This is a genomic window from Bradyrhizobium murdochi (assembly GCF_000472965.1).
GTDB classification, from domain to species: Bacteria; Pseudomonadota; Alphaproteobacteria; order Rhizobiales; family Xanthobacteraceae; genus Bradyrhizobium; species Bradyrhizobium murdochi.
This window is the reverse complement of sequence record NZ_AXAU01000024.1, coordinates 35,096-59,071: the sequence shown is the minus strand read 5'-3', so window position 1 is coordinate 59,071 and position 23,976 is coordinate 35,096. Positions and strand designations below refer to the sequence as shown.

The window sequence follows — 23,976 nt, the reverse complement described above, 5'->3', positions numbered from 1 at the left end:
CGTGCAATGAAAAGACCGGGTGGAAAAAATGGCGCGTATCAAGACAACCGAGGCCGGACTCTACCGGATCCCCCTGCCCGTTACCCTCTCCGACAGCACGCACGGCGAACTCAAAGCCTTCGAACTGGTGACATGCCGTGTCCGCGATTCCGACGGGGCCGAAGGTGTCGGCTATACATACACCGTCGGCCGCAATGGCGGCGCGATTGCCGACATCCTCCGGCGGGAGATCCCCGAACTGATCGAGGGCCGCGAGGCCGATGACACCGAAGCCATCTGGCATCACGTCTGGTGGAGCTTGCACTACGGCGGGCGCGGCGGACCGCCGGTGCTTGCGCTCTCGGCGCTCGATATCGCCCTGTGGGACCTGAAGTCGCGACGCGCCAACCTGCCGCTGTTTCGCATGTTAGGCGGCTTCGACGCCCGCGTGCCCTGCTACGCCGGCGGCATCGACCTCGATTTGTCGATCGAGCAGCTTTTGAAGCAAACCGACGACAATCTCGCCAGGGGCTTTCGCGCCATCAAGATGAAGGTGGGCCGCCCCGATCTCGCATCCGACGTCGCACGCGTGCAGGCGATGCGCCAACATCTTGGCAACGGCTTTCCCCTGATGGCGGATGCCAACATGAAATGGACAGTCGAGGAAGCCATCCGCGCGGCACGTGCGCTGCAAGCATACGATCTTACCTGGCTCGAAGAGCCGATCATTCCCGACGATATTGCCGGTCACGCCCGAATCATGGCTGCCGGCGGCGTCCCGATCGCGGCCGGCGAAAACCTGCGCACGCTCTGGGAGTTCAAGAACTATATCGCGGCCGGCGCGGTGTCCTATCCGGAGCCCGACGTCACCAATTGCGGTGGGGTTACGGCTTTCATGAAGATCGCCCGGCTGGCGGAAGCGTTCAATCTACCGGTGACCAGCCACGGCGCACATGACGTTACCGTGCATTTGCTCGCCGCATGCCCGAACCGCTCCTATCTCGAAGCGCACGGATTTGGGCTCGATAGTTACATCGAGCACCCGCTTGTCCTCCAGGAAGGCATGGCATTGGTGCCGACGCGGCCCGGCCATGGAATCGCATTCGACTGGAAAGGGTTGGCGCAACTCGCAACGTAACGGGTCAGGCCAGCCGGCGACGCGGTGCTGATCGCACCGGTCTGTCCGCGAACCCTTGCAAGGCGGGTTCTGCATGACGGCCGGCAGGAAAAATTGGCAGGTCCGTCAGAGGCAGCCCAGCTTTCGTCCAAATAGAATGCAAAGACAACACGTTGTGAATTCGATCCGGCGTGCTTTCTGATAGCGTCCTCAGGGCGCCCGTCTCGCCGCGCTGTCCTGTAAACACGACGAATGTTTAGGCAGGAGGATGGCCCACCAAAATTCAAAGCAAATCGTACAATTCAGCCAGCGGTTGCCAAGCAAGGCCGGCTCTCCGGCCACGCGATCAAACTCGTAAAGCAACGGCGTTGAGCGGTTGGGAAGTATGTTCTCGCTCACGTCGAACAAACATCAGCAGCTTATGAAGAGCGAGGAACGATCATGATCAAGGTGAAGATCAATAGCCAAGAGCATAGCTGGGACGGCGACCCAGATCTTCCATTACTCTGGTTTCTCCGCGATGAGGCCGGCTTGACGGGCACGAAATATGGCTGCGGTCAGGCCTTGTGCGGTGCATGCACCGTGATCGTCGACAAGCAGGCCGTCCGCGCCTGTATTACCTCGGTGTCCGACGTGGTCGGCCGGGAAGTCACCACCATCGAAGGCCTTCATCCGACCGGGGATCACGCGGTCCAGAAGGCCTGGCGTCAGCTTAATGTCCCGCAATGCGGCTTTTGCCAGACCGGCCAGATCATGCAGGCGGCCGCACTGCTGATGGAAAATCCGAAACCCACGCACGATCAGATACGCGAAGCGATGGCGGGCAATATCTGCCGTTGCGGCACTTACCAGCGCATCGAAAACGCCGTCCATCTCGCATCGACGGGGGTGTGACCATGAATATCCTCACCAATCCCAAAAGGCTCCGTGGCTTTGAACGCCATATCAAGGTCGACAACGTTTCACGTCGCAGTATCCTGAAGGGCCTCGGGCTGGCCGGCGGCTTTGTACTCGCCGCGCCTGTGATGTCACGCCCAGGCTTTGCCGCGTACCAGACCGGCGCGGACAAGATGCCGCACGGTACCGTGGTGGACCCGCGCGTCTTCGTTTCTATCGCATCCGACGGAACGGTGACGATCGTCGCGCACCGCGCCGAGATGGGAACGGGTGTCCGCACCAGCCTGCCGATGATCGTCGCCGAAGAGATGGAAGCCGACTGGTCGCGCGTTCGCGTCCAGCAGGCGCCTGGCGACGAGGCCAAATTCGGCAACCAGGATACCGACGGATCGCGCAGCACACGTCACTACCTGATGCCGATGCGTCAGATCGGCGCTTCGGCCCGCACCATGCTCGAAACGGCCGCGGCGAAACGCTGGGGTGTGCCGGCGACCGAAGTGAAGGCGGTCAATCACGAAGTCATTCACAGTGCGAGCGGACGCCGCATCGGCTTCGGCGAGCTGGCAGCCGATGCCGCCAAGCAGTCGGTCCCGAGTGTCGAAGGTCTGAAGCTGAAAGACCCAAAGGATTTCCGCTATCTGGGCAAAGGCCAGATCGGCATCGTCGACCTTCGCGACATCACGGTGGGCACCGCGCGTTACGGCGCCGACGTTCGCCTGCCCGGCATGAAGTACGCCGTCATTGCCCGACCGCCAGTGACCGGCGGCAAGGTCGCGTCGTTTGACGGCGCAGAAGCGATGAAGGTTTCCGGCGTCGAGAAGGTCATGGAAGTCAAGGGCTGGCCGTGGCCTTCAAAATTCCAGCCGCTGGGCGGGGTCGCAGTGATCGCGCGCAACACCGGCGCGGCCATCAAGGGACGCAACGCGTTGAAGATCGTCTGGGATGACGGGCCGAACAGCAAATACGAATCCGTTGCCTATCGGGCTCAGCTCGAGGGAGCAGCGCGCAAGCCCGGCCTGGTGGTACGCAAGGAGGGCGACGTCGAGGCCGCCTTAAAGGGCGCCGACAAGGTGATCGTCGGTGAGTACTACGTGCCGCATCATGCCCATGTCAGCATGGAACCGCCGGTCGCGGTCGCGGACGTCAAGGGCGACAGAGCGGAGATCTGGGCACCGGTGCAAAGCGCAGGCGGAACGCGCGAAGACGTCGCCAAAACGCTCGGCATTCCCCAGGAGAACGTCACCGTCAATGTCACGCTGCTCGGCGGCGGCTTCGGGCGCAAGTCGAAGTGCGATTTCGCCCTCGAGGCGGCGCTGCTTTCAAAGGAGCTCGGGGCCCCCGTCAACGTGCAATGGACTCGGGAAGACGACGTTCGCAACGGCTTCCTGCACACCGTCTCGGTGGAACGCATCGAGGCCGGCCTCGACAAGAGCGGCAGGGTGACGGCCTGGCGGCATCGCAGCGTCGCGCCGAGCATCGCCTCGACATTTGCGGCCGGTGCGGTGCATCAGGCGCCGTTCGAACTCGGCATGGGGCTGGTCGACATGCCCTTCGAGATCGCCAACGTCCAGTGCGAGAATCCGGAAGCGGCCGCGCGTACCCGGATCGGCTGGTTCCGCTCGGTGTCGAATATCCCGCGCGCCTTTGCGGTGCAGTCGATGGTGGGCGAACTCGCCCATGCCACCAACCGCGATCAAAAGACCATGCTGCTGGAGCTGATCGGCTCGCCCCGGATCGTCAAGCTCGATTCGGTAAAAGACCTCTGGAACTACGGCGAACCCTATGACAGCTATCCGATCGACACGGCACGTCTTCGCAAGGTCGTCGAACTGGTCGCGGACAAGGGCGGCTGGGGACGGTCCGTGCCCAAAGGCCACGGGCTCGGCATTGCCGCGCACCGCAGCTTCGTCAGCTATATCGCGACCATTGTCGAGGTAGCCTTCGACAATGGCAAGCTCACCGTGCCCCGGGTGGATACCGCGATCGATTGCGGAGCCTACGTCAATCCGGAACGAATCCAGGCACAGATGGAAGGCGCTGTGATCATGGGCCTGAGCTTCGCCAAACATGGCGAGATCACTTTCAAGGACGGCAAGGTGCAACAGGGCAATTTCGACGATTTCCCGGTGCTCCGGATCGACGAATCCCCTGCCGTGACGAACGTCTACATCGTACCTCCCGGCCCCGACACGCCGCCCAGCGGCGTTGGCGAGCCGGGCGTGCCGCCCGTCGCGCCGGCGCTGATCAACGCGATCTTCGCCGCGACCGGCAAGCGCATCCGCGCACTGCCGATCGGCAAGCAATTGGAGGCGTAAAGGGAACGTTGGACCGAACGGGCCGTTTTCCTTGATCTGAGAGGAGTTCAGATCGATGAAACCCAACTCAACGGCGCTCGCGGTGTCGCTACTGTCGAGCGTGCTTCTGTTGAATGCACAGGCGGCGACCGCTCAAACGACGTCGCCGCCGAGCGCCACCGCAACGCGGCCGGCGACGACACCGCCGGGGCAAACCTCCGTTCCAAGCGAGAGCCCGCCGCCCACGACAACGCAGACCACCGGCGAAGGCAGCCGGGATCCGATGATCAAGCAAATGAACGAAGACGAAAAGCGGAAGGTCGAGACCAAGGGCAAATAAAAACAAGCCAAATTGAAAGCGGCGGACTTTCGTCCGCCGCTTTTTTCTTGCCGCTCCGTTGCCGTCGCTCTCTGGCAGTTACTTCTTGAGGGCAAAGACCCAGACAACGCCGCCCTGGGGCACGTTATTCTCAAGACCGACATTGTTCTGAGTCACCAATGAGTCCTGGATGCGCTGCGCGTCTACGCCCCAGCCCGACTGGACAGCGATATACTGCGTCCCATCGATTTCATACGCGATCGGCATACCCACGATGCCGGAGTTGGTCTTCTGTTCCCAAAGCAGTTCGCCTGTCTTGGCATGAAAGGCGCGGAACATCCGGTCATTGGTACCGCCCACAAAGACGAGATCGCCCGCGGTCGCCGTCACCGAACCAAACAGCTGCGATCTGGGGAAATTGTGCGACCAGACCTTCTTTCCCGTGCCCGGATCCCAGGCCTGCAGCTCGCCAAAATGAGTGGCGCCGGAGCGAACCTTCAGGCCGATATCTTCGGGCTTTGTCCCGAGCCAAAGCTGACCGGGAACCAACGGCACCTTCTCGCCGGTAAAGCCGCCGCAGAAATTCTCGTTGGCCGGAACATAGACAAAGCGGGTCTTCGGACTATAGGCCGCCGACGGCCAATCCTTGCCGCCCCATAATGACGGACAGAAGTCAACCCGCTTGCCCATAACTGGCTTGTGAGCCGGATCGACAATCGGCTTGCCCGTCTCGGGCTCAATGCCCTTCCAGACGTCGGTATAGACATAAGGCCAGCCGGCTACATACTTGATGCTGTCTGGCTTGCGCTCGAGTACCCAGAAGATCGCGTTGCGTCCCGGATGGATGAGGCCCTTGAAGATGCGTCCATCCCTCTGCACGTCGACCAGCATTGGTGCTTCCACCTCGTCCCAATCCCAGGAATCGTTTTGATGGTACTGGAAATAGGTTTTGATCTTGCCGCTATCCGGGTCGAGCGCTAGCACTGAGGTTGTGTAAAGATTGTCGCCGGGGTGAGTATCTCCCGGCCAAGGCGCGGCGTTGCCGGTGCCCCAGTAAATGGTCCTGGTGTCGGGATCGTAGTTGCCCGTCATCCACGCAGAGCCGCCACCCGTTTTCCAGTCGTCGCCGCTCCACGTCTCGTGGCCGGGTTCACCTGGGCCGGGAATGGTGAAGGTCCGCCACAATTCTTTGCCGTTATTGGCATCATACGCGACGACATAGCCCCGCACGCCGAATTCACCGCCGGCAGCACCGACGATAACCTTTCCGTCGACAATGAGCGGCATCAGGGTCAGGTACTGACCCTTTTTGTAGTCCTGGACTTTGGTATCCCAGAGGACCTTGCCCGTTCTGGCATCGAGCGCGACCACATGGTCATCCGTTGTAGCCAGGTACAGCTTGTCTTGCCACAATCCCACCCCGCGGTTCGTCGGGTGCAATTGGAAGAGATCGTCGGGGAGCTGGCGTTTGTAACGCCAGTACTCTTCGCCTGTCTTGGCGTTCAGGGCGATCACCTGGCCCATCGGAGTCGTGACGAACATCACGCCGTTATTCACGATCGGGGGAGCCTCGTGCCCTTCAATCACGCCGGTGGAGAAGGTCCACGCCGGTACCAGGTCTTTCACGTTCGAGGTGTTGATCTGGTCGAGCGGGCTATATCCCTGGCCGTCATAGGTTCGCCGATAGAGCATCCAATTACCGGGTTCCGGGTTCTTCAGGCGGTCGGCGGTCACTGGGGTGTATTTCTCAATCGGGCCGGCAAAGGCAGCGATTGAAAACAGGCACGTGGACGCGACAAAGCTCGACAATAGCCATTGCTTCATGGTCATAGACGCTACCTCCCTGTTTGTTTTCTTCATCTTGTTTAGTTGTGCGGCATCTGATGCGGGCGGCCGTCACCCTCCTTGCAGTGCTCCTACCTTTCCAATGAATGTTCCAACGACGGTGAGCGTACCGTCGGCCACCGCCAGGGGAAGTGCAGCAAGGCGCCGCGGCGCCGGTCCAAACACCACTTGCGCGCTTTGCCGGGGGTCGAACTCGGAATTATGGCAAACGCACTTCAGGACGTCCTTGTCGCCCTGCGCTTCCTTCCCCCACGCCGTGATGGGGCACCCGGCGTGGGAACAAATAACCGAATACGCTACGATGCCGTCAGCCGACCGCGGGCGCGTGTCGTCATCAAGTTCGGCTGGATCAAGCTTTACAACCACCACCTCATTCAACCGCGAACCTTTTCGGATCACCGAGGTCTTGGGATCCTTTGGCCAGGCGCGCACGAACGGTCCGCCGAGCTCTAGATTCTCCGGCTTGATAACCTCACCCGCATGATCCCCCTCGGCGAAGACCAGGACGTCGGCTTTTTGCGGTCGCAGGTCGCTGCCAGGGGCGTCCTCCTCGGCGGCGGCCGATCGAGGCGCCGATGCGTGCACCGCAGTGGCGAGAGCGGTCAGGATGATCGTGCGCCGGGTCTGATCTGAAGGCGATGACATTTTCGTCTCGCGTTCTGGATTGATGCCATCGGGCGATGGTCTAGTGCGTAAGTGGATTCAGATATCACAAACTGAAAGGGCGAACCCGGCCAAAAAGAGGCGGCGGACAAATTGTCACGTGCGACCTTCCTGTTTTCACACCACTCGGTTCGTTTGACCCAATCGCAGCAAATTGCATTTTGCCGTGTTCCAGGCGCTGCGCGAGATAAGCAAGCCTTCGCCGCCCGAAGCGGGCAGTCAGTTCGAACGCACCTCGGTCAGTCCACCGCGATCGCCTTCGACATGGCATTCAATGAAGACGCCTGCTCTTGGTGATCGCCGCGCCCGTGCTGGCCATCATCAACATCGGATTCTCCCGACACACGACAATGCACGCGGCGCGGTCTCCTTGCTCCACATCCCGTCCTCTACCAGACTTTAGTCGGTGAGCCCTGCCCTCGCGCCTACCAAACCGAGTTTGCACTGCCACAAGTGTCCAATGACGAGCATGCGCGCAGGTTGACTTCTCGCCGTATTCTCCAAATACTTGATTGAAAACGGGAAGAACCAGTCCCGACGATAATAATAGTTCAGTGGGAGGAGACGATGCCGACTTCACGCAGAACACTGCTGAAGACTTCTGCGGCGGCGGCTGCTGCATTCAGCTTCGATTGGACCCGCGCGCAGGCACAAGCCGAGACGGTACGCATCGGCCTGATCTACGACTTGACCGGCCCCTTTGCCGCCGGCGGGTCGGTCGCCTCCTCGATTGGCGCGCAGATTGCCATCGACCTCGTCAACGAAAAGGGCGGCATCGGCGGCAAGTACAAGGTTGTCCCCGTCGCTGCCGATTCCCAGAGCAAGCCAGATGTGGCGATCAATGAGGCCAATCGCCTGATCGACCAGGAGAAGATCGACATCATCAACGGTGTCTATGCGAGTTCGCACGCGGTCCCGCTCTCAGCCAAGGTCGAACAGCAGAAAAAGATTCTCTGGATCACGACTGCGGTTTCTACCGCCGTCTTCAAGGACAAGAACCTGCAATACGTCTTCCGCGCACAGATTCATTCCGATCAGTATGGCCAGGCCTTTGCGAGCTTCATCAGCGAGCACGCCAAAGCCAAACTCGGCATGGAGCCCAAGGACGTCAAGGTCGCGCTGATTCACGAGGACGGCCCTTACGGGGTCGGCGTCGCCGTGGCCGACGAAGCCTATGCGAAGGAGGCCGGCCTGCAAGTCGTGCTCAAGGAGGGCTATTCTGCATCCGCCCCCGACCTGTCGGTGCTGGTGACCAAGATCAAGCGCGCCAGGGCTGACGTGATTTCCCATGCCGGATACAATCCCGACATCACTCTGTTCCTGCGCCAGGCGCGCGAGAACGGCCTCAAGTTCAAGATGCTGTTCGGCGCCGGCGCAGGCTACAGCCAGCTCGACAAGTTGCGCGCGACCTTCGGCGCGGACATCGACAATTTCTGCAACATCGATCCGGTGCCGGCGCAATTGCTTGATCCCGCGAAACTCGCGCCCGGCATCGGCGATCTCACCAAGGTCATGGTCGCCCACTACAAGGAAAAAACCAGCGCGACCGACGTTCCGCCGCATTGCTCGATGGGTTTCAACCAGACCTGGATCCTGCTCAACAACGTGCTGCCCGTGGCCAAGGAGAAATACGGCGGCTTCGATCCCGAAGCGGTTCGCAAGGCGGCGCTCGACGTGGACATCCCGCCGGGCGGCACCATCCAGGGCTACGGCGTGAAATTCTATCGGCCCGGCACGCCGCTCTCCGGGCAGAACGAGCGCTCAACGCCGGTCGTGATGCAAAATGCCGGCGAGCATATCTCGGTGGTCTGGCCCACCAACATCAGGACGCGGGATCCGGTGTTCCCGCTGCCGAAATCATCGGTCTACGCGGCGTAGAACGTTCGGGGCTTCATCCTTCGAGACGCGCGCGTTGCGCGCTCCTCAGGATGAGGTCTTGCATCGCGCGAGCTACCAGACCCTCATGGTGAGGAGCCGCGAAGCGGCGTCTCGAACCATGTGGCCCGGACGCGCCACGATGGGATCAATGCCAGCGGCTCACAGCGTGACGCGCCGTCCCTCCTCTGCCGCCCAATAGCCGGCGTAGTTGACCTTGATCGTCTCGAAGGCCAGCGCCAGATCGGAGAGCGGTTGCCGGCCGCTGGCGACGCACTCCATGAAGTCCTGGATTTCCTGCGTATAGCCGCGCGTCCACTCCTCCTCGAGGCAGACATATTGCCAGCCGGTCTTGCGGTCGACCTTTTCGGTGATATAGACGCCGGCGAGCTTCTCCTCACTGGTCTGGTAACTCATCATGTGCGTGTTCGGCGTGATGTTGGCGAACAGCGAGCCGCCGCTGGTATAGGTCTCGATCACGTTGCGGACGCCACCCATGATCATGTCGCCGGAAAGCACCGTCGCCTTGGTGCCGTCGGAGAAGGTCGCCGTGAGCGTGCCCCAATCCTCGACGTCGACCGGATTGGCCTTGATGTAGGTGCGCTCCTCCGGTTTGAGGATAGCCGTGACATTGCCGACGTCACACGTCACGCTCGCAACGCTGATCGTCTCGCCGCGAGCCTTTGCCTCGACCTGCTTGAGATATAGCACCGCCGAGAGCGGATGACATCCCATCCGGATCAGCGAGCCGCCGCCGGTCATCGCCCATTGCGCGGCGTGCGCCGCGTGCGAGCCGGAGTGACTCTCCTCCCCCTTCATGAACAGGATCTTGTCTTTCGTGGCCTTGAGGATCTCGGCGGTCTTGGTCACCGCCGGCGCGTAAATCCAATCTTCCGCATACATGAAGAGCTTGCCGGTCCTGTTGATCGCCGCACGGGTCTCCGCCATTTCGTCCAACACGCGCTCATACATCAACGCCTTCGACACGTGCTTGCCGATCGGCGCTTTGTCACCATCCCGGCCGAAATAGCCGGCGAACGGCTTTTCGCAGATAACGTGTTTGCCGGCCTGCATCGCATCGACAATCATTGAAGTGTGCAAGTTGGGCGGCGTGCAGATGTCGATCACATCGAGCTCGCTGTCGGCAATCAGATCGCCAAAGCTGCGATAGACCGTCGGGATCTGGTGACGATTGGCAAACTCGAGGACATAACTGCCCCTCGCTGCAACAGCCTTGACCTCGACATCCACGCCATAAACGCGCCGATAGGCATGCATGTGCAGCTCGGACACGAAGCCGCAGCCGGCCAGACCGATCCTGATTTTCGCCATTGCGGATACATCCCAGGTTGTCGTCGATCGGGATCGTACAACAAGGAATCAGGGCACGTCACTCTTGCCGAGAGCGATGCCGCTCACATGAGCCGGCCCGCGGCTCGCCTGATCGGCTTACGGAGGTCATACCGCTATGCGAGCTCGACATGCACCACGTGCGGCCGGCCGACGGTGGGCTCAGCTATGTCGACGCTCCAGCTTCCGTACAAAGCCGGTGTCCGTATGACGCCCTTCATACTCGTCATCGATTTCCTTCAGGAGGGTGTCGCCCTTCTTCGGCTCCACAGCAAGCAATATAGCGTCGATCTTGGCCTCTATCCGGTCCTCGCCCTCCTTGGATTGCGGCGAGCCGACGTGCAATAGAATGGCCAGACCTGCAACCTGCCAAAGCAACTGCAAAAACTCAGATTGCCAGTTCTCCAGCATGTCACGCATCATCTGCATGGTGTAGTCGCTGATTTCAACTGGCTGCTTGAGCGCAAGCTGCTCGTTCGCGTAGGCATACCAACCGAATATCCAGTGACCGGTCAGCGTGATCAGAAATAAAGCCCCGGTGACCCAGGCGAACCCGTACCGCGTCCAGATCGATCTCCGAGCCATATCATGCTCCTGCTTCGCGTTTTGCGAGCCATGAACGCCGCATCTTCAATGCCGTTTTGTTCCGTAAGTTCCTTTAGGGTGCCGCTGCGCCAAACGGCGCCGCGCGAAGGGGGAACATCTTTGGGAACTTAGACTTGATGCTTTGATGCCCGATGAGGGCGATAAGCCAGGCCGTTGAACGTCCGGATGACCAGTCCCGCCATCGCGAGCGCTACTGCCGTTCTCTTGACTGGGGCGGCGGTGCTTTTGGTTTACGATCTCGGTCATTTCTCGACCCATATGGTGCTGCATATCGCGTCGATGAATATCATCGCGCCCTCGGTCGCCGCGTTGATCATTACCCGCCGGCACATCGGCGGCACCCGACCGATCTGGCTTTGGACCGCGACTTTCCTTCAGATTGTTCTGCTCTGGACGTGGCATTCCCCGGCGGTCCATGACCTCCTCCTCCGGTCTCAGCCGGCTGGTTTGACGTTCCACGCAACACTGTTGCTAGCTGGGCTCTTCTTTTGGTTGTCCCTGCTGACAACGTCCACCACGTCGCGGTGGCAGACTATTCCGGCGCTTCTGCTTACAGGAAAGCTGACATGTCTGCTTGCGGCGCTGCTCATCTTCGCGCCGAGAACACTCTATGGGTTCGCGGGCCATCTTGCTGGCGCTGCTGAACATTTCTCATTGCATCACGCGCTCGAGGATCAACATCTAGCCGGCCTGCTCATGGTCACAGCCTGTCCACTCAGCTATCTGGTCGCGGCCGTGATCATCACCGTGCAGTTAATAACACGCGCGGAGATATCGGCGGCTCCCATGCCGGACGGCAGGCTCCCTATCGGCCGCTAGCGATGCCCCTTGTTTCACGCCCACGCCTGATACGAACCATCCGTTTCATTCTCTATGGCCTAATCGCAATCACGCTCGGCGGCTTTCTCTTCGCATGGTCCGGCCTTTACAGCGTTGCAGCAAGTCGTGGCCACTTCGCGCTGACCAACGCCATTCTTACATTCGGAATGCGTAATTCCGTAAGGACTCATGCGCTTGGCATCGAGGCCCCGCAGAGCTACAGCGACGATCTCTCGGCACTCGGCGCCGCCCATTTCCACGATGGATGCGCCTATTGCCACGGCGCACCAGGCGTTCCGACCGATCCGATCGCGCAACGCATGTTGCCTCCCCCACCTGACCTTTCGACGGCGGTGCGGGATTGGCGCGATCGGGAGCTGTTCTGGATTGTCAAACATGGCATTAAGTACACCGGCATGCCGGCCTGGGTCGCGGCACAGCGCGACGACGAAGTATGGGCAATAGTCGCCTTTCTCAGGCAACTGCCTACCCTTGATGCGGCGGGCTATCGCGAATTGGCGCTTGGCGGCTTGTCAATTCGGCCGCAGATTGGGAGAGAGATCGCTACCACCGAGGATACGTCGGGGGCAATGAGCGCCTGCGCGCGTTGTCATGGTGCGGACCGCCGCGGACCGAAGAGCCACCTGGTACCGGTGCTGCACGGTCAGTCCGCCGAGTTTCTGATTGCGGCGCTGGAAGACTTTGCCGCGGGCCGCCGTGCGAGCGGCATCATGCAGCCGGTGGCGAGCGGACTCTCCCCCGCCGAACGCGAGCGGGTAGCACGCTATTATGCCGGGCTTGCGCGGCCGGGCGCGCCGAACCGATTGGAGAGCGCTGCGGCCGTCGAGCGTGGGCGCGAACTCGCGACGCAGGGGGATCCGAACGCAAAAATTCCTGCGTGTATGGATTGTCACAACACCGCAGCGCTCAACGCCTATCCGCGTCTTTCGGAACAGCATGCCGCCTACATCGTCAATAGGCTGCGGAATTGGCGGAAGGGAATCACATCCTCCTCAGCAACCGATGCGATCATGGCGCCTATCGCCAGGTCTCTAAACGAGCAACAGATCGACGACGTCGCGGCCTATTTTGCATCAACAACCGCGTCGACTTCGAAAGAAGAGAAGCAATGATACCGGCCCGACCATGCTGGTACCTGTTTGGCGCCTCGATGCTTCTCGGCGGCTGCACCAGCGATGTTCAATCGGTGATGAATCCGAGCAGTCTCCAGGCAGTGCAGATTGTCGAAGTAGCCTGGTTTCTGTTCGGGTTCGGGACATTCGTGCTCGTCCTCGTGATCGTGACGTTATTGCTCGCCATCCGCGGGCCATTGCGAATACGCCAAGCGCTGGCGCGAGAGAGCACTGTGATCTGGCTCGGCATCGCGTTTCCTGCCGTGACGCTGACGGTGCTTCTAGTCTACGGCGTTTGGGTGATGCGTTCGAACCTCAACCTGCCCCACGGTGGCAGCCCCGTCAGCATCGAGGTGGTCGGAGAGCAATGGTGGTGGCGCGTCCTGTACCACGCTCCTGCTGGTCCACAGATTGCCAGCGCCAATGAGATTCGTATTCCGGTTGGATCTCCGGTCACATTGAACCTCAAGGCTGCTGACGTCATTCACAGTTTCTGGGTGCCGAGCATTGGTGGAAAGGTCGATATGATCCCGGGGCGCACAACCCAATTGCAGCTCACTGTCGATCGTCCGGGGGTCTATCGCGGACAATGCGCCGAATACTGCGGCGGGGCTCATGCCCTGATGGCCATGGACGTGATCGCGATGTCCTCATCCGATTATGCGGCCTGGCTCGAGCGCGCGGCGACGGTGCCCGCGACGCCTGAGACCGACATCGGCTTGCACGGAAGATCGATCTTCCTCGCCGCCGGCTGCGGCGCATGTCACACGGTGCGCGGCACCGCTGCTGCAGGCTCGCTCGGTCCGGATCTGACGCACATCGGCGCGAGGCGCTCAGTCGGCATCAAAACCCTGCCGCTGACCCGCGAAAACCTGATGCGGTTTATAGTCGATGGCCAGCACGTCAAGCCCGGAAACTTGATGCCTGAGTTTCGCGTCCTGCAGCCACAGCAACTGGAAGCGCTTGCCTCCTACCTTCTGAGCCTCAAGGCAGCAGACTAGATGGTTGACGCAGTCTCCTACCCAAACACATTACCCCGGCCAAGCGAGGAACTGGCTCAGCTCGAAGCAATATGGGCTACGCCTGGAGGCTGGCGTATTGTCACCGACGTCAACAACACGGTGATCGGCCTTTTTTATACCGCTACCGCGGTTCTGTTCTTCCTGCTGGCTGGCATTCTCGCACTGCTGATGCGCCTTCAGCTCGCGGTGCCCAGCAATACCTTTCTCAGCCAGGAAGCCTACAATCAGATCTTCACGATGCATGGCACCGTGATGATGTTTCTGTTCGCCGTTCCCGTCGTCGAAGCAATGGGTATACTTTTGCTTCCGCAGATGCTCGGTGCGCGCGACCTGCCTTTTCCGCGACTCGGCGCTTACGCGTTCTGGGCCTATCTGGTCGGCGGGCTGATCTTCTTTGGCACGCTGTTCTTCGATCTCGCGCCATCGGGCGGCTGGTTCATGTATCCGCCGCTGAGCAGTTCGCAATTCTCGCCCGGACCAGGGGCGGACTTCTGGCTCCTGGGTATTGGTTTTATCGAGATCTCAGCGATCGCCGGTGCGATAGAAATCATCGTCGGCGTGCTTCGCACCCGGGCACCCGGCATGACCCTCGACCAGATGCCGATGTTTGCGTGGACGATGCTGATCTTCGCCGGCATGATCGTCTTCGCATTCCCAGCCGTGATCCTGGCCACGCTGCTGCTCGAACTGGAACGCGCGTTCAACTGGCCTTTCTTCATCGCAGCGAGGGGCGGCGATGCGTTGCTCTGGCAGCATCTTTTCTGGTTCTTCGGACATCCGGAAGTATACATCATTTTCCTGCCGGCTGCCGGTATGGTGTCGATGATCGTGCCGACTATGTGCGCTACACCACTTGTGGGCTATCGGCTTATCGTCGTGGCACTGATCGCAACCGGCTTTTTCAGCTTCGGCCTGTGGGTCCACCACATGTTCACCACTGGAATTCCGGCGCTGTCGCTTAGTTTCTTTTCGGCCGCCAGCATGGCGGTGGCGCTACCCAGTGGGATTCAGGTTTTTGCGTGGATCGCGACAATCGCGTCAGGCCGCTTACGGTGGACAACGCCGTCCCTGTTCGTGCTGGGCTTCCTCGTTATTTTCAGCCTCGGCGGCCTCACTGGCGTAATGGTCGCGATGGTCCCGTTCGACTGGCAGGCGCACGACACCTATTTCGTGGTCGCGCATTTCCATTACGTGCTGGTCGGCGGAATGGTGTTTCCGCTGTTCGCCGCATTTTACTACTGGGCGCCGGCATTTAGCCGTCTGGCACTGTCCGAGCAACTTGGAAAGTGGATTTTCTTGCTGATGTTCGCGGGCTTCAACGTCGCGTTCTTTCCGATGCACCTCACTGGCCTGATGGGGATGCCGCGGCGCGTCTATACCTATCCGGCCGTTATGCAATGGGACGTGCTGAATATGATCTCCACGATCGGCGCCTTTCTGCTCGCCGCCGGCATTGCCATCTTTCTGGTCGATGTGGTTCGAAGCCTGCGTCCCGCTATGTCGAAAACGGCCGGCAATGTTTGGGGAGCGGCAACACTCGAATGGCTGCCCAATAATGTCTATGGGCTGCGCAGCATTCCGGCCGTAACCAGTGCATACCCGCTGTGGCATCATCCACAGCTAGCCAAGGAGATCGAAGACGGACGGCATTTCTTGCCCGGCTCGATCACCGGTCTGCGCGAAACCATCGTCACCTCACCCTTCGATGCGACACCGCAATACCTGCTCCGCCTTCCCGGCCCGGGCTGGACGCCGTTTCTCGCGGCGGTGCTCACGGCTGCCTTCTTCATGCTGCTCACCGTCAAGGCGGTGGTGCTTGCGCTGATCTGCGGGCTGCTCGGAATTGCGATGACGGTCGTGTGGATGTGGGGCAGCGACTTGAAGCCGCTACCACCCGTCGATATCGGCGCGAACCTCAAGCTCCCAACCTATGCAACCGGTTCATTGTCGCATGCCTGGTGGGCCATGATCGTCCTGTTATTGGTCGCCGGTTCGCTTTACCTCTCCTATGTATTTTCCTACCTCTATCTATGGACTGTTTCACCGCAGGTTTGGCCGAGGCTTTCAGCGCTTGCACCGATCGCATACCCTATCGTATCGGCTTTGCTGCTTGTTTTGGGCAGTGCAATCCTCGAAATCGCCCGTCGTGTTTTGCCCGGAAGGTCGCGCAGCAGTGGCGCTTTCGTAGGACTTGCCGGGCTCGCCGCGGCCGCGTTGACCGGCGCGCTGGTGATCGACGTGCTAGCCCAATGGCGGGCCGGGCTGCGCCCGGAGTCCGATGCGCATGGTGCGATGGTCTATATGGCCGCCTTCCTGCAGGGGCAGCTAACCATTGCGGTTCTGGCCATGACGGGATTTGCGATCGCGCGGAGCTTCGCCGGCCGCCTTGATCGGAAACGACGCGTGGCCTTCGACAATCTGGGCCTGCTATATCACTACACGGTCGGCCAAGGCCTGCTGGGGCTTCTCCTCGTGCACGGATTTCCGAGGCTTGCAGGATGAGCGATACTTTCAAGCTATCCCTTGGCAATCTTCTGCAGGTGCTTGCTCCGCCCCTTATCTGGTTTCTGCATCTGACCACCGTCTACGCCGCCGAAGCGCTGATCTGCATTGGACCAGCGGGCGCAGCGGCTACCATGATGGCCTGGACGATTGCTCTTGCCACTGTCGCAGCTTTAACCGCCCTCCTCCTGACGGCGTGGACGCTCCATCGCGACAATGCCCGGCACCCCCAGAGCCTCGGCAGCTCTCGGTTCCTGCGTGGCGTATCACACCTTCTAATCCTGCTTTCGCTTCTTGGGATCGCGTGGACGATCCTGCCGACTGTCTTCCTGCCCACTTGCGCATAGATTTCCGCCCCCGTTTCTATCCGCTATTGCTGCCTCTGCCGGCGCCCTTACGGCGCATCAATGCGGCGAAGAGATCGGCCAAGCCGAACTGCCAGGGCTCGCAATCGCCGCTGTGACGCATCCGGTTGGTTAGCCGGCCAAGTTTCGGCGTGGCGACCGTCACCAAATCGCCTTCGACATGGGTGAACCCCTGCCCCTTCGCGGCACGATCCTGGATCGGCGCGAACATCGTGCCGAGGAACAGCACAAAGCCGTCGGGATATTGATGGTTCTCGTTAATCGTCTGCCCGACGATGTCGGCCGGGTCGCGGCTGATCTGGGTCAGCGAGGATGCGCCGTGCAGGACGAAGCCTTCCGGTCCCTTCACCTCCAGCGAAATTTCCATTCTCCGCACGTCATCGAGCGTGAAGTTCGCGTCGAAGAACCGCACGAACGGCCCGATGGCGCAGGAGGCGTTGTTGTCCTTTGCCTTGGACAGGAGTAGCGCCGAGCGCCCCTCGAAGTCGCGCAGATTGACATCGTTACCGAGCGTGGCGCCAACGATGCGCCCATCGCTCGCCACCACCAGCACGACCTCCGGCTCCGGATTATTCCAGGTCGATTTCGGATGCAGACCCGCATCCACGCATGTACCGACCGCCGACAGCACGGGCGCCTTGGTAAACACCTCGGCGTCCGGCCCGATGCCGACCTCGAGATACTGGCTCCAGGCGTTCTGGGAAACCAGCACGTCCTTCACATGCTGCGCTTCGGCCGAGCCCGGCTTCAGTTGCGACAGGTCGGTGCCGACGATCCGCGTCACCTCGGCCCGGATCGCCTCGGCCGAATCCGGATTGCCGCGCGCCCGCTCCTCGATCACCCGCTCCAGCATTGACACGGCGAACGTGACGCCGGCAGCCTTGATCACCTGCAAATCGATCGGAGCGAGCAGCCATGGCCTGGTCGGATCGCGGGTGTCGGGCGGCGTATTGTCTAGGAGATCCTGCAGTGCGCCAAGGCGCTCGCCAGGCGCGGCGCGCAGCGCTCCGCCCGGATCGGCCGCGGCGGCAAGCTGGCTGGCGGTGGGGAAGTCCTCGGTGATGTCGAACACGCCGTCCTGGCGGATCGCGACGACCGACGGGCCGGCAAGATCGGGACGCCAGACGCGCCCCATCAGCGCGGCACTGGCGAAATCGTCGGGCAGAATGAAGGCGGCGTCTGTGACGATCGGCATCTGGGAATCCTCGCGAGCATCTATGCGGTCGGCACCGTCCATAGAAGGGAACCGCTCAATGGGTCAACACCTCCCGGGAATGTCCGTCCTCCAGCATCGCAGCCGCCACGACAGGCCACCGCACCGCAGCATGAAAAATCAGACGATCGGTCAGTCCGGCCGATTGCACGCCCTGCAACAACCATGGCGGCATGGCGACTGCGCGAAGACTTCGATGTCTGGGAATTAGGCGCGGGACGCACCGCCCGCCCGATCGCCGAACGACTAGAGGCCGGGAGGCCTGCTCACCTGTCGGCCCAACGGAAAGGCATAGGACCGCCTCGCCGTACTCTTAGAGCGCGGTTGCGCTGACGGCGACCGCCATCAGCGCAACCTTGGTATCGCGCGAACTTCAGGGCCGGCGCCTGCTCCAAGCCGCCTTGTTCAAGCAACTTTGTTCAAGCAGCCCTGGCCTTGGACTTGGCCACGTGGCTTGAAATCGCATCCATCAAGGGTGGCGACAGACAATCATACGGCTCCAGTCCGAGTTCCTTCAGCCGCGCCCTGATGCCATCCATCTCACTCGGCTGAACACCGGACTCGAGCACGGACGACACGAACGCGGCAAACCCAGGAGCTGCCCATCCGGCTTCCTGGAACAGTTCGGGATGGATGAAGTCGAGCCCGTAGAACGGATGCCCCGTGTTCTCGATCCGGCCGTACATATGCGTACCGCAGGCCTTGCAGGCATAACGTTGAATTGCCGCCGCCGAATCGACGATCTGCAGCTTGTCGCCGTTCTCGACTACTTTCACATTGTCGCGCGGGACGACGGCGACAATGGAGAAGATCGCACCTTCGGGCTTCCAGCATTTGGTACAGCCGCAGGCGTGGTTGTGGGCCACGTCGCCCGTGATGGCGACCTTGACCGGCTTGTCTTTGCATTTGCAGACCAGGGTGCCGCCGGCGAAGTTGCCAGTGCCCTGCTTTACGCCGCTGTCAATCGATGGGTGGATATGAACAGTCATAAGCCTATCCTCCTTGTGCTTGAAGTTCCCCGATTCAGAATACGACAACCGAACGGATCGACTTGCCTTCGTGCATGAGGTCGAATCCCTTGTTGATCTCCTCAAGCTTGAGGACATGCGTGATCATCGGATCGATCTCGATTTTTCCGTTCATGTACCAGTCGACGATTTTCGGCACGTCCGTGCGGCCGCGCGCGCCACCAAACGCGGTGCCCTTCCAGACGCGGCCGGTCACGAGTTGGAACGGCCGGGTGGCGATTTCCTTGCCGGCCTCCGCGACCCCGATAATGACCGAGACGCCCCAGCCGCGATGGCACGCTTCGAGGGCCTGTCGCATCACGCCGGTGTTTCCGGTGCAGTCGAAGGTGTAATCGGCGCCGCCGTCGGTGAGCCCGACCAGATGCTGGACGATATCGCTGACCTTGGTCGGGTTGACGAAATGGGTCATGCCGAAACGGCGGCCCCAATCCTCCTTGGAATCGTTGACGTCGACGCCGACGATCTTGTCAGCGCCCACCATCTTCGCGCCCTGGATGACATTGAGGCCGATGCCGCCGAGACCGAACACGACGACGTTGGCGCCCGGCGTCACCTTGGCGGTGTTGACCACGGCGCCAACGCCCGTCGTCACCCCGCAACCGATGTAGCAACTCTTGTCGAAGGGCGCGTCCTCGCGGATCTTTGCCACCGCGATCTCCGGCAGCACGGTAAAGTTCGAAAACGTCGAGCAGCCCATGTAGTGGAAGATCGGCTTGCCCTGATAGCTGAAGCGCGAGGTGCCGTCCGGCATCACGCCCTTCCCCTGCGTTGCGCGGATAGCCGTGCAAAGGTTGGTCTTGCCGCTCAGGCAGCTTTTGCACTGGCGGCATTCCGGCGTGTAGAGCGGAATCACGTGATCGCCGGCCTTGACCGACGTCACGCCCGGCCCGACTTCGCGAACGATGCCCGCGCCCTCGTGACCGAGTATCGAAGGAAAGATTCCTTCGCTATCGAATCCATCGAGCGTGTAGGCGTCGGTGTGGCAGATTCCGGTCGCTTTTATTTCGACGAGGACTTCACCGGCCTTCGGGCCTTCCAGATCGACCTCGACGATTTCAAGAGGCTTCTTGGCTTCGAATGCGACAGCAGCGCGGGTCTTCATTGTAAACTCCACATTGGCTTTTCAAGTCGCCGCACGGATGTACCAGGACGCGCCCCTCGCATGTTCGGCATGATCATTTGGCTCCCATGCAGGACTTTTCCGTCTCGGTGTACGCGTCGGGCTTGTCTTCCTTCTTGGCAGGGCGGACGCGCCCAACGGCGTCATGGGCGCGGGCGCGCAGATACACATAAAGGTCGTCCATGTAGCAGGCGACATTGGGGTTGTCGCCGAGGGCTGGCATGACGGAATTGCCGCTCTTGCGGCCGCTCGCGACGACCGAGACGAAGTCGCCATAGCTCATCGTCTTCAGCGAATCCTGTAACGCCGGCGCATAGGTCGATCCCATCCCGTCAGGGCCATGGCAGACATGGCATTCGGAATGATAGCGACGGTATCCGGAGTAGGTGTACCAATCGACCGTGCCATCGGCCCCGACTTTGTAGGTCGGGTTTCCTTCCTTGTCGAAATACTTACCGTCCTCGGTCTTGACCGCGGCAGCATCATCCGCAGCGAAGGCAATCGTTCCCGGCGCCACCAGCGTGAGAGTGGCCGCAATCAACCAGATTTTACGCAAGTGTTCATCCTTGATGTCAGATGCAGACCAACCGGCGCGTGGAACGAGCCACGCGCCGGACGTAGTGGTCCTGCTTTACTGCGGCAGCGCGAACACGGTGAGCGTGCCACCGAGCGCGGTATAGTTGCTCAGCGCGGCATAGCCACCGACGGCACCGAGGCCCGCAGTCGGATCAGTCAGACCTGCGGCAAGGCCGATACCCGCCCAGCCGCCGACGCCGGACAGCACGGCCACATACTGCCTGCCGCCCTGCTCATAGGTCGTGACGTTGCCGATAATGCCGGACGGAGTCTTGAACTTGTAGAGCTCCTTGCCGGTCTTGGCGTCGACCGCCTTCAGGAAGCCCTCCAGCGTTCCGTAGAACACCACGCCGCCAGCCGTCGCGAGCGCTCCCGACCACACCGAGAACTGCTCCTTGTTCGACCAGACGATCTTGCCGGTCTTGTTGTCCCAGGCGATGAAGTTGCCCATATGGCTTTCGCCTTGGGGCGGATACATCGAGAGCGTCGCGCCGACATAGGGCTGACCCGCGGTGTAGCTCACCTTGAACGGCTCATAGTCCATGCAGACGTGGTTGGTCGGAACATAGAACAGTTGCGTATCGGGCGAGTAGGCTGCCGGCTGCTGGTCCTTGGTGCCGAGCGCGGCCGGGCAGATACCTTTGGTGTTCTTGTCCTCGCCGCCCTTCTCCGTCGAATACTGATCGACGACCTTGGGACGACCATAAGTCGGCGAGCTCTTGTTCATGTCGACGCCGGTGGTCCAGTTGACCTTCGGGTCATACTTCTCGGCGACCAGAAGTTCGCCGTTTTCCCGATCCATCGTGTAGGCCAAACCGTTGCGGTCGAAATGGGTCAGCAGCTTGCGCGTCGTGTTGCCGATCTGCTGATCGCTGAGGATCATTTCGTTGACGCCGTCATAGTCCCACTCGTCATGGGGCGTCATCTGATAGACCCAGCGGGCCATGCCGGTATCGGCATTGCGCGCGAAGATAGTCATCGACCACTTGTTGTCGCCCGGACGCTGTTTCGGATTCCAGGTAGAGGGATTTCCGGACCCGTAATAGACAAGATTCAGACTGGGATCATAGGACATCCAGCCCCATGTGCAGCCGCCGCCGATCTTCCACTGGTCGCCCTGCCAGGTCTTGACGCTGGAGTCCTTGCCGACCGGCTTGCCGAGCTCGGTCGTCTTCTCGGGGTCGACCTTGACCTGATCGTCCGGTCCCACGGAGTAGGCCCGCCACACCTGTTTGCCCGACTTGAGATCAAACGCGGTGACATGGCACTGCACGCCGAATTCACCGCCGGAGATACCGATCAGGACCTTGTCCTTGACGACGAGCGGCGAGGAGGTGCCGGTCTCGCCCTTGGCGGGATCGCCGTTCTTCGCGCTCCATTCGACCTTGCCGGTCTTGGCATCCAGCGCAACCAGCGTGGTATCTGCCTGGTGCAGGAATATCTTGCCGTCGCCATAGGCCACGCCGCGATTCACCGTGTCGCAGCACATCACCGGAATGACGTTCGGATCCTGCTTCGGCTCGTACTTCCAGACGATTTTGTTATCCTGCGAAAGGTCAAGAGCATAGACCTTATTCGGGAACGGCGTGTGGACGTACATCATGTTGCCGATGATGAGCGGCCCGCCCTCATGGCCGCGCAGCACGCCGGTCGAGAAGGTCCAGGCGACCTGGAGCTTGCCGACATTGGATGCGTTGATCTGGTTAAGCTTCGAGTAGCGTGTATTGGCGTAGTCGCCGGCCGGCTGCACCCAGTCCTTTGGGTTCTGCGACATCTTGATCAGTTCTTCGTTGGCGTATGCGACGCCGACAACGAATGTCGCCATAGCGCCAAGACAGGCTACGGATAGCACCTTGCGCATAGTGGTTTCCTCCAGGATACGAGTTTTGGGTTTCCGCCGAAACGGCCCATTCTTCCATTATTGGTCCCTATTCCTATCCCGTCCGGAGATGGGAAACTTGCCCAAGAGCGAAGCGCGTTTGCTCAATAGCGAAACCCAACTGAATTTTTTAATTTCGCGCTGGCACGCTGTTCGGCTCGGCGCTGCCGTGATGCTGCGAAGCATCATGCCGTGGACGTGTTCCCACGGCCTTCCCAGCGCGACTCTCGGTCTAGGTTTCCCTTGACGCCGCCGAAACTAAGTTGGAGGATTGTCAAAGGGATATTGGTAAGAATCTGCGCGCTTCCCTGAGGACTGCCTAAATTGGGGCTAAATGTCGCGACCATCTGACCGACGCCTCGGCGGGGGTTGCAGCCTGTTCTCAAATCGGTGGCTGGGCAATGTCTGACACAGTTCGTTCACTCAGCACTTCCGGGTTAGCGCCGAAAAAGCAGATCCAAACTTGGTCAGATGCACTGACCGATCTATGTGGCCAGTTTGATGTCGATCCGCTGGAAGGTTCCTCGCTGGAGGGGCGGATAAATTACACCACCGTCTCGCAGCTCAAACTTTGTCAGATCGAGGCGAGCCAACATCGTATCGCGCATACGATCTCGGGCACAAAGCTGAGCGAACATCCCTACGTCAAGATACTGTTCCAGACCTACGGCATCTCGCATTTCGAACAGAACGGCCGCCGCATCGATATCATGCCTGGCGATTGTCTTGCCTATGACGTCTCCTGTCCGCACACGATCGTGAGCCCCTCATTGACCCGGCACGAGGTCGTTATCGTCCCGAAGGAGCTGCTCCACGAACGCGGCTTCCGGACGGCGAAGATGTTGCCTTGCAAGCTATCCGCGCGCAACGGCACCGGCCGCATCGCCTATGACTTCGTGCACACCGCGTTTGATGAAGCAAAGAGACTGTCGCCTCACAACGCCATCGGCGTCGCCGATTCGCTCATCGATCTCTTGCTGTTACCGCTGCGCGAGGCCGACACGATGTTCGATCGCGTCGGTCCCGAAGCGATGTACATTCGCGCGCAGGCCTTCATCCGCGAACATTTGCGCGACCCGGATCTTTGCATCGACCAGATCTCCGCGGCATTGGGCTGCACCAAGCGCTATCTGCACATGCTGTTCAGCGACAAGGGTATGACCGTCAGCGATTACATCTGGCGGGCGAGACTGCTGCACTGCCGGCAGGAGCTGGAAACCCAGCACGGAAAGACGATCACGGATGTCGCGTTTTCGTGGGGCTTTTCGAGTTCGTCGCACTTCAGCCGCGTGTTCCGGAAGCATTTTGGCTTCGTTCCGTCCGCGATCCACAAGGCGCACTGCGTCGATCCGGCGCCGGATGTTTCCTGACGAG

Annotated in this window: 20 protein-coding genes; 11 read left to right on the top strand and 9 right to left on the bottom strand. The window is 60.7% G+C overall.

The window, feature by feature from the left end:
* Nucleotides 1–28 precede the first annotated feature (28 nt).
* From YUO_RS0131815 to YUO_RS0131800, 4 genes are all read left to right on the top strand, one after another.
* Nucleotides 29–1,117, top strand: a complete 1,089-nt coding sequence (locus tag YUO_RS0131815) for a mandelate racemase/muconate lactonizing enzyme family protein (RefSeq protein WP_028350858.1) — start codon at nucleotides 29–31, stop codon at nucleotides 1,115–1,117.
* Between the two features lie 420 nt (nucleotides 1,118–1,537).
* Nucleotides 1,538–1,990, top strand: a complete 453-nt coding sequence (locus YUO_RS0131810) for a (2Fe-2S)-binding protein (protein ID WP_028350857.1) — start codon at nucleotides 1,538–1,540, stop codon at nucleotides 1,988–1,990.
* A gap of 2 nt (nucleotides 1,991–1,992) precedes the next feature.
* Nucleotides 1,993–4,308 carry a xanthine dehydrogenase family protein molybdopterin-binding subunit gene (locus YUO_RS0131805; protein WP_028350856.1) on the top strand — a complete coding sequence of 772 codons (2,316 nt, stop codon included), beginning with the start codon at nucleotides 1,993–1,995 and terminating at the stop codon, nucleotides 4,306–4,308.
* A 55-nt stretch (nucleotides 4,309–4,363) separates the two neighbouring features.
* A complete protein-coding gene (locus YUO_RS0131800; RefSeq protein ID WP_028350855.1) occupies nucleotides 4,364–4,627 on the top strand; it encodes a hypothetical protein in 264 nt (87 codons plus the stop codon).
* 78 nt (nucleotides 4,628–4,705) lie between these two features.
* Here YUO_RS0131800 and YUO_RS0131795 read toward each other — a convergent pair whose 3' ends face one another.
* Nucleotides 4,706–6,436, bottom strand: coding sequence for a methanol/ethanol family PQQ-dependent dehydrogenase (locus YUO_RS0131795; RefSeq protein WP_028350854.1), 1,731 nt, complete (start codon nucleotides 6,434–6,436; stop codon nucleotides 4,706–4,708).
* 66 nt (nucleotides 6,437–6,502) lie between these two features.
* Nucleotides 6,503–7,096, bottom strand: a complete 594-nt coding sequence (locus YUO_RS0131790) for a QcrA and Rieske domain-containing protein (protein WP_051379737.1) — start codon at nucleotides 7,094–7,096, stop codon at nucleotides 6,503–6,505.
* 585 nt (nucleotides 7,097–7,681) lie between these two features.
* Between YUO_RS0131790 and YUO_RS0131785 the strand changes: the two genes are divergently transcribed.
* Nucleotides 7,682–8,992, top strand: a complete 1,311-nt coding sequence (locus tag YUO_RS0131785) for an ABC transporter substrate-binding protein (protein WP_028350852.1) — start codon at nucleotides 7,682–7,684, stop codon at nucleotides 8,990–8,992.
* 159 nt (nucleotides 8,993–9,151) lie between these two features.
* Here the strand turns inward: YUO_RS0131785 and YUO_RS0131780 are convergent, their stop codons facing one another.
* A complete protein-coding gene (locus YUO_RS0131780; RefSeq protein WP_028350851.1) occupies nucleotides 9,152–10,321 on the bottom strand; it encodes a Gfo/Idh/MocA family protein in 1,170 nt (389 codons plus the stop codon).
* 180 nt (nucleotides 10,322–10,501) lie between these two features.
* The gene (locus tag YUO_RS0131775) at nucleotides 10,502–10,924 is read right to left on the bottom strand and encodes a DUF6766 family protein (RefSeq protein ID WP_028350850.1); all 423 of its coding nucleotides are present in this window, start codon (nucleotides 10,922–10,924) and stop codon (nucleotides 10,502–10,504) included.
* A gap of 186 nt (nucleotides 10,925–11,110) precedes the next feature.
* Here YUO_RS0131775 and YUO_RS42385 point away from each other — a divergent pair, with 186 nt between their 5' ends.
* The 5 genes from YUO_RS42385 to YUO_RS0131750 are packed head-to-tail and all read left to right on the top strand — an operon-like array spanning nucleotide 11,111 to nucleotide 16,768.
* The gene (locus tag YUO_RS42385) at nucleotides 11,111–11,764 is read left to right on the top strand and encodes a cytochrome c oxidase assembly protein (protein WP_051379736.1); all 654 of its coding nucleotides are present in this window, start codon (nucleotides 11,111–11,113) and stop codon (nucleotides 11,762–11,764) included.
* A 2-nt stretch (nucleotides 11,765–11,766) separates the two neighbouring features.
* Nucleotides 11,767–12,897, top strand: coding sequence for a c-type cytochrome (locus YUO_RS0131765; RefSeq protein WP_035728091.1), 1,131 nt, complete (start codon nucleotides 11,767–11,769; stop codon nucleotides 12,895–12,897).
* Nucleotides 12,898–12,935: 38 nt separating this feature from the next.
* On the top strand, nucleotides 12,936–13,898 hold the full coding sequence (gene coxB, locus YUO_RS0131760; protein ID WP_051379735.1) for a cytochrome c oxidase subunit II: 963 nt from the start codon (nucleotides 12,936–12,938) through the stop codon (nucleotides 13,896–13,898).
* Nucleotides 13,899–16,421 carry a cytochrome c oxidase subunit I gene (ctaD, locus tag YUO_RS0131755; RefSeq protein ID WP_028350847.1) on the top strand — a complete coding sequence of 841 codons (2,523 nt, stop codon included), beginning with the start codon at nucleotides 13,899–13,901 and terminating at the stop codon, nucleotides 16,419–16,421. It abuts the gene before it with no gap.
* A complete protein-coding gene (locus tag YUO_RS0131750) occupies nucleotides 16,418–16,768 on the top strand; it encodes a hypothetical protein (protein ID WP_028350846.1) in 351 nt (116 codons plus the stop codon). Before ctaD ends, YUO_RS0131750 begins: the two co-directional genes overlap by 4 nt.
* Before the next feature lie 16 nt (nucleotides 16,769–16,784).
* On the opposite strand, the gene YUO_RS0131745 is transcribed toward YUO_RS0131750, so the two are convergent.
* The 5 genes from YUO_RS0131745 to xoxF5 all read right to left on the bottom strand — a co-directional run bounded on the left by YUO_RS0131745 (nucleotide 16,785) and on the right by xoxF5 (nucleotide 22,584).
* Nucleotides 16,785–17,981, bottom strand: coding sequence for a fumarylacetoacetate hydrolase family protein (locus tag YUO_RS0131745; protein WP_028350845.1), 1,197 nt, complete (start codon nucleotides 17,979–17,981; stop codon nucleotides 16,785–16,787).
* Nucleotides 17,982–18,418: 437 nt separating this feature from the next.
* A complete protein-coding gene (gene gfa, locus YUO_RS0131735) occupies nucleotides 18,419–18,988 on the bottom strand; it encodes an S-(hydroxymethyl)glutathione synthase (RefSeq protein WP_028350844.1) in 570 nt (189 codons plus the stop codon).
* A 34-nt stretch (nucleotides 18,989–19,022) separates the two neighbouring features.
* On the bottom strand, nucleotides 19,023–20,129 hold the full coding sequence (locus YUO_RS0131730; RefSeq protein WP_028350843.1) for an S-(hydroxymethyl)glutathione dehydrogenase/class III alcohol dehydrogenase: 1,107 nt from the start codon (nucleotides 20,127–20,129) through the stop codon (nucleotides 19,023–19,025).
* A gap of 73 nt (nucleotides 20,130–20,202) precedes the next feature.
* Complete coding sequence (locus tag YUO_RS0131725) at nucleotides 20,203–20,664, bottom strand: c-type cytochrome, methanol metabolism-related (protein WP_235782905.1); 462 nt, start codon at nucleotides 20,662–20,664, stop codon at nucleotides 20,203–20,205.
* A 114-nt stretch (nucleotides 20,665–20,778) separates the two neighbouring features.
* Nucleotides 20,779–22,584, bottom strand: a complete 1,806-nt coding sequence (gene xoxF5, locus YUO_RS0131720) for a lanthanide-dependent methanol dehydrogenase XoxF5 (protein WP_028350841.1) — start codon at nucleotides 22,582–22,584, stop codon at nucleotides 20,779–20,781.
* A gap of 419 nt (nucleotides 22,585–23,003) precedes the next feature.
* Between xoxF5 and YUO_RS0131715 the strand changes: the two genes are divergently transcribed.
* Nucleotides 23,004–23,972, top strand: a complete 969-nt coding sequence (locus YUO_RS0131715; RefSeq protein ID WP_028350840.1) for a helix-turn-helix domain-containing protein — start codon at nucleotides 23,004–23,006, stop codon at nucleotides 23,970–23,972.
* Nucleotides 23,973–23,976: the final 4 nt, after the last annotated feature.

Excerpts from the sequence above, each read along its gene's own strand:
- YUO_RS0131815 (WP_028350858.1), top strand. The coding sequence starts at position 29 with ATGGCGCGTATCAAGACAACCGAGGCCGGACTCTACCGGATCCCCCTG.
- YUO_RS0131810 (WP_028350857.1), top strand. The coding sequence starts at position 1,538 with ATGATCAAGGTGAAGATCAATAGCCAAGAGCATAGCTGGGACGGCGAC.
- YUO_RS0131805 (WP_028350856.1), top strand. The coding sequence starts at position 1,993 with ATGAATATCCTCACCAATCCCAAAAGGCTCCGTGGCTTTGAACGCCAT.
- YUO_RS0131800 (WP_028350855.1), top strand. The coding sequence starts at position 4,364 with ATGAAACCCAACTCAACGGCGCTCGCGGTGTCGCTACTGTCGAGCGTG.
- YUO_RS0131795 (WP_028350854.1), bottom strand. The coding sequence starts at position 6,436 with ATGACCATGAAGCAATGGCTATTGTCGAGCTTTGTCGCGTCCACGTGC.
- YUO_RS0131790 (WP_051379737.1), bottom strand. The coding sequence starts at position 7,096 with ATGTCATCGCCTTCAGATCAGACCCGGCGCACGATCATCCTGACCGCT.
- YUO_RS0131785 (WP_028350852.1), top strand. The coding sequence starts at position 7,682 with ATGCCGACTTCACGCAGAACACTGCTGAAGACTTCTGCGGCGGCGGCT.
- YUO_RS0131780 (WP_028350851.1), bottom strand. The coding sequence starts at position 10,321 with ATGGCGAAAATCAGGATCGGTCTGGCCGGCTGCGGCTTCGTGTCCGAG.
- YUO_RS0131775 (WP_028350850.1), bottom strand. The coding sequence starts at position 10,924 with ATGGCTCGGAGATCGATCTGGACGCGGTACGGGTTCGCCTGGGTCACC.
- YUO_RS42385 (WP_051379736.1), top strand. The coding sequence starts at position 11,111 with ATGACCAGTCCCGCCATCGCGAGCGCTACTGCCGTTCTCTTGACTGGG.
- YUO_RS0131765 (WP_035728091.1), top strand. The coding sequence starts at position 11,767 with ATGCCCCTTGTTTCACGCCCACGCCTGATACGAACCATCCGTTTCATT.
- coxB (WP_051379735.1), top strand. The coding sequence starts at position 12,936 with ATGCTTCTCGGCGGCTGCACCAGCGATGTTCAATCGGTGATGAATCCG.
- ctaD (WP_028350847.1), top strand. The coding sequence starts at position 13,899 with ATGGTTGACGCAGTCTCCTACCCAAACACATTACCCCGGCCAAGCGAG.
- YUO_RS0131750 (WP_028350846.1), top strand. The coding sequence starts at position 16,418 with ATGAGCGATACTTTCAAGCTATCCCTTGGCAATCTTCTGCAGGTGCTT.
- YUO_RS0131745 (WP_028350845.1), bottom strand. The coding sequence starts at position 17,981 with ATGCCGATCGTCACAGACGCCGCCTTCATTCTGCCCGACGATTTCGCC.
- gfa (WP_028350844.1), bottom strand. The coding sequence starts at position 18,988 with ATGACTGTTCATATCCACCCATCGATTGACAGCGGCGTAAAGCAGGGC.
- YUO_RS0131730 (WP_028350843.1), bottom strand. The coding sequence starts at position 20,129 with ATGAAGACCCGCGCTGCTGTCGCATTCGAAGCCAAGAAGCCTCTTGAA.
- xoxF5 (WP_028350841.1), bottom strand. The coding sequence starts at position 22,584 with ATGCGCAAGGTGCTATCCGTAGCCTGTCTTGGCGCTATGGCGACATTC.
- YUO_RS0131715 (WP_028350840.1), top strand. The coding sequence starts at position 23,004 with ATGTCTGACACAGTTCGTTCACTCAGCACTTCCGGGTTAGCGCCGAAA.